This is a genomic window from Saccharomonospora azurea NA-128 (genome assembly GCF_000231055.2).
Classification (GTDB): domain Bacteria; phylum Actinomycetota; class Actinomycetes; order Mycobacteriales; family Pseudonocardiaceae; genus Saccharomonospora; species Saccharomonospora azurea.
In genome coordinates this window covers 963,793-976,380 of sequence record NZ_CM001466.1, presented here as the reverse complement: position 1 = coordinate 976,380, position 12,588 = coordinate 963,793, and the positions used below count along the sequence as shown (strand labels likewise).

The 12,588-nt window shown below is 69.6% G+C and carries 14 protein-coding genes; 9 read left to right on the top strand and 5 right to left on the bottom strand.

Annotated features, from left to right (window positions below; all coding sequences use genetic code 11):
• The 8 genes from cobA to SACAZDRAFT_RS04360 form a co-directional block, all read left to right on the top strand.
• Positions 1-879, top strand: an 879-nt coding sequence (gene cobA / locus SACAZDRAFT_RS04395) for a uroporphyrinogen-III C-methyltransferase (protein WP_005439080.1), incomplete at its 5' end; no start/stop codon positions are given.
• Between the two features lie 101 nt (positions 880-980).
• Positions 981-1,829: a crotonase/enoyl-CoA hydratase family protein gene (locus SACAZDRAFT_RS04390; protein WP_005439079.1), complete on the top strand. Its 849-nt coding sequence runs from the start codon at positions 981-983 to the stop codon at positions 1,827-1,829.
• A gap of 43 nt (positions 1,830-1,872) precedes the next feature.
• On the top strand, positions 1,873-3,576 hold the full coding sequence (locus tag SACAZDRAFT_RS04385) for an AMP-binding protein (RefSeq protein WP_198283918.1): 1,704 nt from the start codon (positions 1,873-1,875) through the stop codon (positions 3,574-3,576).
• A gap of 167 nt (positions 3,577-3,743) precedes the next feature.
• Positions 3,744-4,070 carry a hypothetical protein gene (locus SACAZDRAFT_RS04380; protein ID WP_005439077.1) on the top strand — a complete coding sequence of 109 codons (327 nt, stop codon included), beginning with the start codon at positions 3,744-3,746 and terminating at the stop codon, positions 4,068-4,070.
• 34 nt (positions 4,071-4,104) lie between these two features.
• Complete coding sequence (locus SACAZDRAFT_RS04375) at positions 4,105-4,725, top strand: CDP-alcohol phosphatidyltransferase family protein (protein ID WP_005439076.1); 621 nt, start codon at positions 4,105-4,107, stop codon at positions 4,723-4,725.
• Positions 4,726-4,961: 236 nt separating this feature from the next.
• On the top strand, positions 4,962-5,426 hold the full coding sequence (gene garA / locus SACAZDRAFT_RS04370) for a glycogen accumulation regulator GarA (RefSeq protein WP_005439074.1): 465 nt from the start codon (positions 4,962-4,964) through the stop codon (positions 5,424-5,426).
• The gene (gene ftsR / locus SACAZDRAFT_RS04365; protein ID WP_005439073.1) at positions 5,423-6,184 is read left to right on the top strand and encodes a transcriptional regulator FtsR; all 762 of its coding nucleotides are present in this window, start codon (positions 5,423-5,425) and stop codon (positions 6,182-6,184) included. The genes garA and ftsR overlap by 4 nt, the downstream gene beginning before the upstream one ends.
• A 238-nt stretch (positions 6,185-6,422) precedes the next feature.
• A complete protein-coding gene (locus tag SACAZDRAFT_RS04360; protein ID WP_005439071.1) occupies positions 6,423-6,896 on the top strand; it encodes a bifunctional nuclease family protein in 474 nt (157 codons plus the stop codon).
• 4 nt (positions 6,897-6,900) lie between these two features.
• Here the strand turns inward: SACAZDRAFT_RS04360 and SACAZDRAFT_RS04355 are convergent, their stop codons facing one another.
• Positions 6,901-7,527, bottom strand: a complete 627-nt coding sequence (locus SACAZDRAFT_RS04355; RefSeq protein WP_005439064.1) for a TetR/AcrR family transcriptional regulator — start codon at positions 7,525-7,527, stop codon at positions 6,901-6,903.
• Between the two features lie 276 nt (positions 7,528-7,803).
• On the opposite strand from SACAZDRAFT_RS04355, the gene SACAZDRAFT_RS04350 reads away from it, so the two are divergent.
• Positions 7,804-8,343 (top strand): MerR family transcriptional regulator, encoded by a 540-nt coding sequence (locus SACAZDRAFT_RS04350; RefSeq protein ID WP_085977746.1) that lies wholly within the window; start codon positions 7,804-7,806, stop codon positions 8,341-8,343.
• 103 nt (positions 8,344-8,446) lie between these two features.
• On the opposite strand, the gene SACAZDRAFT_RS04345 is transcribed toward SACAZDRAFT_RS04350, so the two are convergent.
• The 4 genes from SACAZDRAFT_RS04345 to SACAZDRAFT_RS04330 form a co-directional block, all read right to left on the bottom strand.
• Entirely contained in the window at positions 8,447-9,115 is a 669-nt protein-coding gene (locus SACAZDRAFT_RS04345; protein ID WP_005439060.1) for a hypothetical protein, read from the bottom strand.
• Positions 9,116-9,219: 104 nt separating this feature from the next.
• Positions 9,220-10,110 carry a hypothetical protein gene (locus SACAZDRAFT_RS04340; protein WP_005439054.1) on the bottom strand — a complete coding sequence of 297 codons (891 nt, stop codon included), beginning with the start codon at positions 10,108-10,110 and terminating at the stop codon, positions 9,220-9,222.
• Entirely contained in the window at positions 10,107-11,162 is a 1,056-nt protein-coding gene (locus tag SACAZDRAFT_RS04335) for a hemolysin family protein (protein ID WP_005439053.1), read from the bottom strand. The genes SACAZDRAFT_RS04340 and SACAZDRAFT_RS04335 overlap by 4 nt, the downstream gene beginning before the upstream one ends.
• Positions 11,159-12,475: a hemolysin family protein gene (locus SACAZDRAFT_RS04330; RefSeq protein ID WP_005439051.1), complete on the bottom strand. Its 1,317-nt coding sequence runs from the start codon at positions 12,473-12,475 to the stop codon at positions 11,159-11,161. The genes SACAZDRAFT_RS04335 and SACAZDRAFT_RS04330 overlap by 4 nt, the downstream gene beginning before the upstream one ends.
• Between the last annotated feature and the right edge of the window lie 113 nt (positions 12,476-12,588).

Here is a 12,588-nt window from a genome sequence, read left to right as displayed (position 1 = left end):
CACGACGGCCTGCTGGTGGGCGTGCTCTCCGGTGGGTCGCCGCGGCGGTCCTCCGCCGTGCGCGACGGGGTGCTCGACGCCCTGCGCACGGCCGTCGTCGCCGATCCGGGAAGCGGCGGCCACGACGCGGCGCCCACGGGAGGTGTGGCGCTCGTCGGGGGAGGACCCGGCGACCCCGAACTGATCACCGTGCGCGGGCGGCGGTTGCTGGCGCGCGCCGACGTCGTGGTGGTCGACCGGCTCGCGCCCCGCGAGCTGCTGGACGAACTCCCGCCGCACGTGCGGGTCGTCGACGCGGCGAAGATCCCGTACGGCCGTGCTGCCGCGCAGGACGTCATCAACCGCACGCTGATCGAGCACGCCCGTGCCGGACGCTTCGTGGTGCGGCTCAAGGGCGGCGACCCGTACGTGTTCGGCCGTGGCTTCGAGGAGCTGCAGGCGTGCGCCGAGGCGGGTGTGCCCGTGACGGTGGTTCCCGGGGTGACCAGCGCGTTCTCGGTACCCGCCGTGGCCGACGTGCCGGTGACCCATCGCGGCGTCGCCCACGAGGTCGTCGTCGTGTCCGGTCACGTGCCGCCCGGCGACGAACGGTCGTTGGTCGACTGGGACGCGCTGGGTCGCCTCAGCGGCACGATCGTGGTGCTGATGGGACTCGAGCGGCTCGACCGCATCGCCGACACCCTCGTCGCCGCCGGGCGGGCGCCGGAGACACCCGTGGCGGTGGTGCAGGAGGGCACGATGCGCACCCAGCGGGTGGTGCGCTCGACGCTCGGGCAGGTCGCGCGAGCCGTCGCTGAGGCGGGAATCCGGCCTCCGGCGATCACGGTCGTCGGTCCGGTCGCGGGCCTGGCGGCGGACGCGTCGCCGTCCGGCGGCTGAGTCCGCGGCCGAAGACCGGGAAGGTCGCCGAAAGCGACGTCGCTCTCACTGTCCGCCGCACCACTGCCGTGGGCGCGGGCGCGTGGGCCAGGATGGCAGCCATGACTGGCAGCGAAGCGAACACCCAGGCCGGCGAGTACGTCTCCCTCCGCGTCGAGCGCACCGGGCACGTCGCCGAGGTGACCCTGATCGGCCCCGGCAAGGGCAACGCGATGGGCCCGGACTTCTGGCGCGAACTCCCGCTGGTGTTCGGCGAACTCGACCGCGACCCCGAGGTCAGGGCCATCGTCCTGACCGGCGAGGGCAAGCACTTCTCCTACGGCCTCGATCTCGCCGCCATGCTGCCGTCGTGGTCGGAATACCTGAGCGGCGACGCGCTCGCACGGCCCCGCCGCGAGTTCCTGGACGAGGTTCGCCGCATGCAGGACGCCGTCACGGCCGTGGCCCGCGTGCGCAAGCCGGTCGTCGCCGCGGTCGCGGGCTGGTGCATCGGCGGTGGTCTGGACCTCATCGCCGCCGCCGACGTGCGGGTGGCGAGCGCCGACGCGAAGTTCAGCGTGCGCGAGGTGCGCGTGGCCATCGTCGCCGACATGGGCAGCCTGCAGCGGCTCGCGTCGGTCGTCGGTGAGGGCCATCTGCGCGAGCTCGCGTTCACCGGCAAGGACATCGACGCGGCTCGCGCCGAGAGGATCGGCCTGGTCAACGACGTCTACCCCGACCGCGACGCGACCCTCGAGGCGGCCCGGCAGATGGCCGCCGACATCGCGGCGAACCCACCACTGGTGGTCCAGGGTGTGAAGGACGTACTCTCCGTCAACACCGAACAGCAGGTCGACGCCGGGCTGCGGTACGTGGCCACGTGGAACGCCGCGTTCCTGCCCAGCCACGACCTGAACGAGGCGGTGCAGGCGTTCCTGCAGCGGCGGGAGCCCGAGTTCCGCGGTGAGTGAGAAGGGCGAGCGACAGGTGGGCAACGACCCCAACACGACTTCCATGCAGGCGTATCAGGCGTTCCGGCAGGCTCGGGACCTGCTGGTGACGCATCGCGAGGACTACGAGGCGGCGCGCCGGGAGTTCGCGTGGCCCGAGTTCACCGAGTTCAACTGGGCGCTGGACTGGTTCGACCGGATCGCCGCGGAGGACCACAACGCCGACCGGTTCGCGCTGTGGATCGTGGAGGAGGACGGCTCGGAGAACCGCTGGACGTTCCCCAAGCTCGCCCGGCGGTCCGCTCAGGTGGCGAACTGGCTGCGCGGGCTGGGCGTCCGGCGCGGTGACCGGGTGATCCTGATGCTCGGCAACCAGGTCGAGCTGTGGGAGACGATCCTGGCGTGCATCAAGCTCGGTGCCGTGATCATCCCGGCGTCGACGCTGTTGGGCGCCGCCGACCTGCGCGACCGGGTGGAGCGCGGACAGGCCCGGCACGTGGTGGTGCGCGACGTCGACACCGCGACGTTCGCCGAGGTGCCGGGCGGCTACACCCGCATCGCGGTGGGCGAGCGGGTCGACGGCTGGGAGTCGTTCACCGACTCCGCCGCCGGTGACCCGGTGTTCACGCCGGACGGCCCCACGCGCGCCGACGACCCGCTGCTGCTGTACTTCACCTCGGGGACGACGGCGAAGCCGAAGCTCGTGCGGCACACCCACGTCTCGTATCCTGTCGGGCACCTGTCCACGATGTACTGGATCGGCCTCGAACCCGGCGACGTGCACCTCAACATCTCGTCTCCCGGCTGGGCCAAGCACGCGTGGAGCAACGTCTTCGCGCCGTGGAACGCCGAGGCCACCGTCTTCCTGTACAACTACGGGCGCTTCGACGCGAACAGCCTGATGGCGCAGATCGATCGCTGCGGTGTCACGAGCTTCTGCGCGCCGCCGACGGTGTGGCGGATGCTCATCCAGGCCGACCTGTCGACGTTGCGGCACCCGCCGCGCAAGGTCGTGGGTGCGGGCGAGCCGCTCAACCCCGAGGTCATCGACCAGGTGCGGCAGGCGTGGGGCGTGACGATCCGCGACGGGTTCGGCCAGACGGAGACGAGTGTGCAGATCGCCAACACACCGGGGCAGGAGGTCAAGCCCGGGTCCATGGGGCGCGCCGTCCCCGGCTTCACGGTCGTGCTCGTCGACCCCGTCACCGGCGAGCGCGCGCGGGAGGGGGAGATCTGCCTCGACCTGAGCAGCCGGCCCGCCGGGTTGATGACGGGGTACGCGGGTGACGACGAGCGCACCGCGACCGCGTTCGAGGACGGCTACTACCACACCGGGGACGTCGGGGCCGTCGACGACGACGGCTACATCACGTACGTGGGACGCACCGACGACGTCTTCAAGTCCTCCGACTACCGCATCTCGCCGTTCGAGTTGGAGAGCGTCCTGCTGGAGCACGAGGCGGTGGCCGAGGCGGCCGTCGTGCCCGCACCGGACGAGATCCGGCTCTCGGTGCCCAAGGCCTACGTGGTGCTGGCGAACGGCTTCGAACCCGACGCCGCCACGGCGGAGAGCATCCTCGCCTTCGCGCGGAAGAACCTGGCGCCGTACAAGCGCATCCGCCGCCTGGAGTTCGCCGACCTGCCGAAGACCATCTCCGGCAAGATCCGCCGGGTGGAGTTGCGGGGCAAGGAGCACACCCACGGCGACGGGCGCCCTGACGGGGAGTTCCGCGAGGAGGACTTCCCCGCGCTCAAGAACCGCTCGTGACAGCACCGAAGACCACTCGAAAGGGCGACGCGCGCGGTCCGTGAAGCGTTAACGATCAGGCCTCCTGAGCCGATGGGAGTGTGAGCGACGTCTCGCGCGGAGGTGTGAGGCGCCGCTCACAGGTAATCCCCCGGGTGATGTCTCACCGAGAGCGAGCGCAGGGTGCTATGAGTACCGAAACGGACAGCCGGACCGACGTTCCCGCAGATCGAGCCGGGTCGGCAGTGCCGCCCACGACGGCCGTCGACGCCGTCGGAGCCGTCGGAGCCGTCGACGGGGGCGCCGCCGACCCGGCCGAGCAGTCCCCCGACGCGGCGCCCCCGTCGCCGCCGACCACCCCGTGCACCGTCGTGTGGAGCCGGGGCCGGCCCTACGTCCTGGAGAGTGGATCGGGACGACCGCGGTGGATGGGCGTCGACCACCACGGTCGGCCGCAGGCTCTCACCGGTGAGGCGCTGCGGAAGCAGGGCTGGAGCTATCACCGCTCCTCGTGATCGTGGTGGACCGTCGTCCCGATACTGTGGGCGGGTGACGAAAGCCCGGTCATCCGGTACCACGGACGGTGAGGAGTCGCTGCTGCGGCAGCTCACCACGGTGCCCAATCTCCTTTCGATCCTCCGCCTCGCCGGCGTTCCGGTGTTCCTGTGGCTCCTGCTGGGCCCGGAGGAGGACGGTTGGGCGTTCGCACTGCTGGTCGTCGGCGGCGTCACCGACTGGCTCGACGGCAAGCTGGCGCGCCTGCTCAACCAGACGACCAAGCTCGGCCAGCTGCTGGACCCTGCCGCCGATCGGCTCTACATCGCGGCGGCTCTGCTCGCCTTCCTGCTGCGCGGCATCGTGCCCTGGTGGGTGGCGGCCCTGCTCGTCGGCCGGGAACTCGTGGTCGGCGTGGGACTCGTCGTGCTGCGCCGGCATCGTTTCGCGCCGCCCGAGGTGACCTACATCGGCAAGGCGGCGACCTTCGTCCTCATGTACGCGCTGCCGCTGCTGCTGGTGACCCACGACGCGTCGACCACCGCCACCGAGATCGCGCAGCCGTTCGCCTACGCGTTCACGGTGTGGGGCGTCGTGCTCTACCTCTGGTCGGGAGCTCTCTACGTGTGGCAGATCGCGCTGGCGGTCCTCCGCGCCTCCGGTCGGAAGGCCTGACGAAGCCCGCGCCCGGTTCCACGTTGTGCTCGGAGGTGTCCGAGGTGGATCATGGTGGTGCGTGGGAAGGAGGCTTTCGATGACGCGGTCGTGGACGCCCTGTTCGACGCCGCCGACTACCAACGTGTGATCGACAACTGATGCGGGAGCCCCGGCACTGTGGGCGGCTCCGACACGGTACGTTGACTACACCACGTTTACGAGAACGACACTCCAGTGCGTAAGGAGAGCTTGCGGTGAGCACGAACGACGGGCCCGGTGTTCCCCCGGAGCAGTCTCCGGAGCGGACCTCCGTTTTTCGGGCCGACTTCTTGTCGGAGGCAGAGGGCCACGAGGCACCTGCGGTGGAGCCGCGGGACGCCGGCGTCGACGCGCTGCCGACCGGCTCCGCACTGCTGGTGGTGAAGCGGGGCCCCAACGCGGGTTCGCGCTTCCTGCTCGATCGCGACACGACGAGCGCGGGTCGGCACCCCGACAGTGACATCTTCCTCGACGACGTGACCGTGTCCCGTCGCCACGCGGAGTTCCGCCGTGAGGGCGGGGAGTTCGTGGTGATCGACGTGGGCAGCCTCAACGGCACGTACGTGAACCGGGAGCCGGTCGACCAGGCCGTGCTGTCCGGCGGTGACGAGGTGCAGATCGGCAAGTTCCGCCTCGTCTTCCTGACCGGTCCCGGGCACGGGGGTCAGGGGGCACGGTGACGGCTGCCGGGCGGCCACAGCGAGAGGGGTTGAGTATCGGGGCGGTGCTGGCGCAGCTGCGCCCCGACTTCCCCGACGTGACGATCTCCAAGATTCGGTTCCTCGAATCCGAAGGGCTCGTCAGGCCTGCCCGCACGCCGTCCGGTTACCGTCAGTTCGGCCCCGCCGACGTGGAACGTCTGCGTTTCGTTCTGGCGGCGCAACGGGATCACTACTTGCCGCTGCGGGTGATCAAGGAGCAGCTCGACGCGGCCGATCGAGGGGACGGTGCCGCCTCCGCCGTCCCGCGGCTGCCGCGCAAGCTGGTGGCGATCACGTCGGTCGACGACGGTGACCAGGTGCCCGGTGTTCCCGGTCCGGAGGAGTTCGCCGCGGACCCGGATGCCGCGGCGCGGCTCACCGAGCACGACCTGCTGCGCGACGCGGGGATCGACGAGGCCATGCTGGACGAGCTGCGGCAGTACGGGCTCGTCAGGCCGAGTGCCGCGGGTTTCTACGACACCGACGCGGTGCGGATCGCCCGCACCGTGAAGGCGATGAGCGAGTACGGCATCGAGCCGCGGCACCTGCGGGCGTTCCGGGCGTCGGCCGACCGGGAGGTGGGTCTGGTCGAGCAGATCGTCGCCCCGGTGTACCGCCAGCGCGACGCCGACGCGAAGGCCAGGGGCGACGAGTTGGTCAACGAACTCGCCGCGCTGTCGGTCACCCTCCACACGTTGCTCGTCAAGACCGGGATTCGCGGGGTGACCGGTGGGTAGACTCGTGTGGGTGGCGGACAGTTCCGATGTGTCGGGTTGATGACGCTCCAGACCGGCGGGTCTACGCGGCCCCTCGAATGCCGTACCGTAGATGAACCGGTTCGCAACAGAGCCGTGCAGGACAACAAGTTTCGCGACGAGCACAGCGCCCTGATGACGGGTAGCGTCGAGTAGAGTCGGCGCGGGATCCTCGTTGACAGCGCTGCGGCCCGCGCGCAGGAGAGGGAGGCGAAGCCCGATGAGCGAGATGCGCGTCGTCGGCGTCCGGGTCGAGTTGCCCGCGAACCAGCCGATCTTGCTGCTGCGGGAGACCGACGGTGAGCGGTACCTGCCGATCTGGATCGGATCGGTGGAGGCGACGGCCATTGCGTTGGAGCAGCAGGGTGTCCGCCCGGCCAGACCGCTGACTCACGATCTGCTCAAGGACATTATCGGCGCTCTCGGCCGGGAACTTCAGCAGGTCGTCATCACCGATCTGAGCGAAGGTACGTTCTTCGCCGAGCTCGTGTTCGACGGTGACGTCCGGGTGTCGGCGCGGCCGAGTGACTCCGTGGCGCTCGCCCTGCGCGTCGGGGTGCCCATCCACGCCGAGGACTCGGTGCTGGAGGAGGCGGGATTGATCATCCCCGACGAGCAGGAGGACGAGGTCGAGAAGTTCCGCGAGTTCCTCGACTCCGTGTCGCCGGAAGACTTCCGGGGCGCCGACACCTGATCTGTCAGGGCTTGGCGGTGGCCCTGGTGAACAACGCCGTCAGCTCGGCCGAGTAGTGCTCGACGTCGAGGCCGGGGTCGGCGACCAGTTGCTGCGCCAGTCCCTCGAGCGCGTGCCGGATGGTCCTCGCCATGATCTCCGGGTCGAAGTCCGTGAACTGTCCCTCTCGTTGTCCCTGCGTGAGTTGGCGCGCGAGCCGACCGACCCGCAGGTCGTGCACGACGATGTCGAACAGCGGTGAACCGTCGGAGTCTCGCGCGTTGGCGGCGATCTCGGAGAGCGCGAGGACCTGCCGCGGGTGTGCGGCGAGGTAGGTGATCTCGACCTCCAGGAACGACCGCAACAGCGTGGCCCTGTCCGCGTCGGCGGGAGTGCGTTCCTCCACGTACCGGTCGTGGTGGTCGATGAGCGCCATCAGGGTCGCGGTCATCAACTCCTTCTTGTCGGCGAAGTGGTACGAGATCATCCGCGTACTGCTGAGTCCCGCCCTTTCGATGATTCGGGCGAAGGACGCCTTGGCGAAACCCAGTTCTGCGATGACGTCCACCGTTGCGTCGATGATTTGTGCGCGGCGGGCGGCTTCGGTCGGAGTGAGGCCGAGTCCGGCGTCGAATTCGTCGTTTACGCGCATGAGTAAAAAGTAACTCACGCAAGTAAATATGTCGAGTGGGTCACGGCTGCACGCAGCTCACCCCATGGTCCGCGCGTCGCGTTGACCGGGCTGCCGGGTGGGCTTACCGTCGGGAAGGACGTGAATCGCGCCGTTGTGATTACGCTGGTAGAGCGGTTCGTCGTGGCGGGATTGTCGTAACCGGTCGGTTCCGGCCCGGGATCGGCGGTCTTGTTTCGCTACCGGCGCCACGCCGGGCGAGAGGAGGCATGGGTGGTCGACGAGAGTCCGGCGAGTATGGCCGGTGAGCAAGGGGAGTTGTTCCCCGACAGCTCGTTGCCGGACGAACTGGTGGGCTACCGTGGTCCGGCCGCCTGTCAGATCGCCGGGATCACGTACCGGCAACTGGACTACTGGGCGCGCACGAAACTCGTGACACCGAGTATCCGCACCGCGCATGGTTCCGGGTCGCAGCGGCTTTATTCGTTCAAAGACCTTCTGGTCCTGAAGATCGTCAAGCGGCTCCTCGATACCGGCGTCTCGCTGCAGAACATCCGCGTCGCCGTGGACCACCTCCGGGCGCGCGGGGTGCGCGACCTCGCGAAGGTCACGTTGTTCTCCGACGGCGCCACCGTGTACGAGTGCACGTCCCCGGAGGAGATCGTGGATCTGCTCCAGGGCGGACAGGGTGTGTTCGGTATCGCCGTCAGCAACGCGATGCAGGAGATCACAGGAACGCTGCACGAGTTCCCCGCCGAGCGGGCCGACGGCGGGCAGATCGAACCGAGCGTCCCCGACGAGCTTTCCGAGCGGCGCAACGCTCGCCGCACCGGCTGACGACGCTTCCCTCCATCAACGCCGACGCGCAGGAAACCTCGCCGTTCGTGTCCGAGTCCGCTGCGCGGATGACCGCCGGCCCGTGCCCTGACCCCGCGAGCGGTCAGCCGTTCGCCGGCGTGAGACCGGCGGCGCGGAACGCCTGTTGCTGTGCGGGTCGCAGCAGGAACTTCTGGAACGATTGGGCGGCGTGCTGCTGAGCGTCCCGGGTGTCGGGGCCCGCCACTGCGAGGTAGCGGTGCTCGCCGTCGGGGCCCGATGCGATGGTCAGCCCCGAGGAGCCGATGAGTTCGGGGTGCTGCTGCGCGAGGGCGTCGATCCGCTCGGCCGAGTCCGGAAGCCAGGCCGTCGGATAGCCGCCGATGTCCGCGGGATCGGCGGTTCCGGAGAGGACCGCCTCGACCTCTGCTGAAGGCACGGCCTGGACGTCCACGTGCACGCAGTGCTCCCGCACGACGGTTCCCTCGCGGTTCCACCGGTCGGCCGCGGTGCTGACCGGATCCACCAGCGCGGGGTCGACGGCGACGCGGACGGTGGTGTCTCCGGCCTGGCAGCTCTCGACCTCGGCCACGGCCCGGCTCTCCAGCACGCCGTCGGCCCAGTTCCAGCCGAACCAGCCGGCCACGAGCAGCCCGGCCAGTACGACGCAGGCGATGGGCCACGCCGCGACGCCGCGTCGGCGACCCACGGCCCGATGGGTTCCCGTCGACGTCACGGACTGTGCCGGTTCAGGCTGTTGCCGGGCTCGGTGACGACCGTCGTGTCGTCCCATCTCGCGCATCCCCCTCGGTCGATGACGCAGCAGTGACACTCTGTGTGCGAGACCAAAACGTGATCACTCTACCAGGGGATTGCGTGATCAATATGTGATCTGAATTAACGCGGCGTGTCCGCGGGCTGGAGCAGGACCCGGCAGAGGTCGATGAGACGTCGTCGCAGCGGCGCCGCTCGGCGGGCGAACTCCGCCTGCGCCCGGGCGTACGCGGCGCGCCCCTCGGCCGTCTCGATCGGAACGGGGGAGTAGCCGTAGGACGCGAGGTCGTACGGGCTGGCGCGCATGTCCAGCTCCCGGATGTCGGCCGCCAGGACGAAGCAGTCGCCCAGCAGCTCCGACGGCACGAACGGATCGAGCTTGTAGGCGTGCTTGTACAGATCCATGCCGACGTGCAGGCATCCCGGCTGATCCAGATCCGGTTGTGTCTCCCGGGTGGGGGCGAACCGGTTGAGCGGCCTGGCCTCGGGGGTGAAGAAGCGGAACGCGTCGAAGTGGCTGCACCGCACGTCCAGTGACTCCACCACCGCGTCGGTCCGCGCGTGTCCCAGGCGTAACGGCACCTGTGTGTGCCGCACCTGATCGGGCGTCGTGCGGTAGACCATGGCCCACTCGTGCAGGCCGAAGCAGTCGACGCGCGCCCGCCGCCCGTCCACGGCCTCGAGCAGCGAGAGCGTGTAGCGGGCGGTGCGGGCGAGGCGGTCGGGCACGGCCGAGATGTCGAGGACGACGCCGTCGGCCGTCTCGCGGTAGCCGGGTCGGTCGAGGAACCGGCGGGCGCCCGGACCCGCGAGGACGACCTCGGGTCCGGGCTGCCACCGTTCCAGACGTGCCGGCGGGAACGAGTAGTAGGTGAACAGGAAGTCCAGCACGGGATGCTTCTCGCCGCGGGAGCGCCGCTTTCGGTGCGGTTCCGTCCACGCGCGCACGCGATGCACGTGCGCGTCCTCTCGGGCCCGCCACTCGGGTTCGGACAGGATGCCGGTCTGGCTCATGGCCGTCCCGTCACGTGGGTGCCGTCCCGGACGGTGCCCACGTACTCCTCCAGCAGGTCTTCCAGCGCCACGATGCCGACCACGTCGTGCTCGGCGTCGACCGCCATCGCGAGATGGCTGCCCTCCCGGCGCATGGCCGACAGAGCCTGGTCGAGCTTGGCCGACCGCGTCAGCTCCGTGAGCTTCCGGGTCTTCGTGGCCGGGACGACGACGGACGGGTCGCCGTCGAGCTGATCCAGGATGTCCTTGACGTGGATGTAACTCGTCAGTTTCCCGCCCGCGTCGCGCACGGGGAAACGCGAGAAGCCGGTGGAGGACACCGCCCGTTCCACGTCGCCGACGGTGGGGCGCTCGGGGAGTGTCGTCAGTTCGTCCAGGGGGACGAGCACGTCGTCGACGGTCTTCTCGACGGACGACAGGGTCTGGCTCAGCCTGCGGTGCTCGGCCTGCTCCAGCAACCCCTCCCTCCGCGACTCGCTCAGCAGCGCGGCCAGCTCGGTGGAGGTGTATCCCGTCTCGATCTCGTCCTTCGGCTCGATCTTGCCGAGTCGGAGGATGCCGTTGGCGATGCTGTTGAGGGACCAGATGAACGGCCGGGTGAGGCGCACCCAGGCCACGTGCACGGGCACCAGCCACAGCGCGAGCCGTTCGGGTTCGGCGATGGCGAGGTTCTTGGGCACCATCTCACCGATCAGCACGTGCAGGAGCGTGAGCGCCACCAGCGTGACGGTGAAGGCCACGGCGTGCACGGCGTAGGTCGGCAGCGGAATCCCGAGTGCGTGCACCGCGAGTTCCAGCTGATGTGCCACGGCGGGCTCGCCGAACTGCAGGAGCAGCAGCGAACAGACCGTGATGCCGAGCTGCGCGCCCGCCAGCATCAACGACACGTGCTTGCTGGCGTTGATCACGATCTTGGCGCGGGCCTTGCCCTGCTCCAGCAGGGCTTCCAGCCGGTCCCGCCGCGACGAGATGAGCGCGAACTCGGCACCGACGAAGAACGCGTTGGCGAGCAGCAGCACGCCGATCAGCGAGATGGACAGCCAGTCGTTCACGAGGTCGCCTCCCGGTGCCGCACGGTGACCTCGGAGATCCGGTGCCGGTCCATGCCGGTGACCTCGAGCTGCCAGCCGTCGAGGTCGAGCGTGGCGCCCACCTCGGGGATCTCACCGAGCCGTTCCAACAGCAGGCCCGCGATGGTCTCGTAGTCGCCCTCCGGCATGCGGAAACCGGTGGCGTCGAGCACCTCGTCGTCGCGGAGCTGTCCGGACAGGACCCAGCTGTGGGCGCTGAGCTGCTGGGACGCGGGTTCCTCGCGGATGTCGTGTTCGTCGCGGACGTCGCCCACGATCTCCTCGACCACGTCCTCCAACGTCACCAGCCCGGCCGTGCCGCCGTACTCGTCGACCACGATCGCGAGCTGGAAGCGGGAGTCCCGCAGCCGGTCGAGGACCGCGTCCCCGGGCAGCGACTCGGGCACGGTCGGCATCGGCCGCATCAGCGCTCCCACGGGAGTCGACGCCCGCTCGGAGGCCGGGACGGTGAACGCCTGCTTGACGTGCACGGTGCCCTGGACGTCGTCGAGGTCCTCGCGATAGACGGGGAATCGGGACAGTCCCGTCCGGCGCGCGAGCGCCACCATGTCGACGACCGTGTCGTCGACGTGTAGTGCTTCCAGCTGCACGCGCGGGGTCATCAGCTCGCCCGCGTTGCGGTCGCCGAAGCGCAGCGACCGGTCGAGCAGTTGGGCGGTGGACACGTCGAGGGTTCCGGTCTCGGCGCTGGCGCGCACGATCGACCCGAGCTCCTGGGGAGACCGCGCGGACCGCAGCTCCTCCTGTGGTTCGACGCCCAGCTTGCGGACGACCCAGTTCGCGCTGTTGTTCATCAGGTTGATGAGCCAGCGGAACAGCATCGAGAACCGCGTGTGGTAGCCGGCCACGGCGCGGGCCGTCTTCAGGGGCAGGGCCACGGCGAGGTTCTTCGGCACCATCTCGCCGATCACCATGGACAGTGACGTGGCCAGCAACAGGGCGACCACCAGCGAGGTCCCGGCCGCGGCCGATTCGGACATGCCGAACCCCGTCAGGATCGGGCGGACGATGCGGCCGAGCAGCGGCTCGGCGACGTACCCGGTGACGAGGGTGGTCAGCGTGATGGCGACCTGTGCGCCCGAGAGTTGGAACGACAGCGTCCGGTGCGCTTTGAGCACCATCTTCGAGCGTTTGTCACCGACCTGTCGGACGTTCGACTCGACCGTGCTGCGTTCCAGCGTGGTGAGCGAGAACTCGGCCGCGACGGCCAAGCCGGTGCCGACGGTGAGCAGGACGACGAAGAGGACGCCGAGAACGGTCAGCAGGATGTCCATCAGAGGACACCGCCGTGGTCAGGGCTGGTGGAGTGGGGACAGCCGGGTTCGCCACCCGGCTCGGTACTGTCTCCGGGTGACTGCGCATCGCGCACGAGTGTGGTCACTCCTCC

What these genes read in the sequence shown, in the direction of transcription:
- SACAZDRAFT_RS04390 (WP_005439079.1), top strand. Translation starts at nt 981, where the DNA reads ATGACTGGCAGCGAAGCGAACACCCAGGCCGGCGAGTACGTCTCCCTC.
- SACAZDRAFT_RS04385 (WP_198283918.1), top strand. Translation starts at nt 1,873, where the DNA reads ATGCAGGCGTATCAGGCGTTCCGGCAGGCTCGGGACCTGCTGGTGACG.
- SACAZDRAFT_RS04380 (WP_005439077.1), top strand. Translation starts at nt 3,744, where the DNA reads ATGAGTACCGAAACGGACAGCCGGACCGACGTTCCCGCAGATCGAGCC.
- SACAZDRAFT_RS04360 (WP_005439071.1), top strand. Translation starts at nt 6,423, where the DNA reads ATGAGCGAGATGCGCGTCGTCGGCGTCCGGGTCGAGTTGCCCGCGAAC.
- SACAZDRAFT_RS04355 (WP_005439064.1), bottom strand. Translation starts at nt 7,527, where the DNA reads ATGCGCGTAAACGACGAATTCGACGCCGGACTCGGCCTCACTCCGACC.
- SACAZDRAFT_RS04350 (WP_085977746.1), top strand. Translation starts at nt 7,804, where the DNA reads ATGGCCGGTGAGCAAGGGGAGTTGTTCCCCGACAGCTCGTTGCCGGAC.
- SACAZDRAFT_RS04345 (WP_005439060.1), bottom strand. Translation starts at nt 9,115, where the DNA reads ATGGGACGACACGACGGTCGTCACCGAGCCCGGCAACAGCCTGAACCG.
- SACAZDRAFT_RS04340 (WP_005439054.1), bottom strand. Translation starts at nt 10,110, where the DNA reads ATGAGCCAGACCGGCATCCTGTCCGAACCCGAGTGGCGGGCCCGAGAG.
- SACAZDRAFT_RS04330 (WP_005439051.1), bottom strand. Translation starts at nt 12,475, where the DNA reads ATGGACATCCTGCTGACCGTTCTCGGCGTCCTCTTCGTCGTCCTGCTC.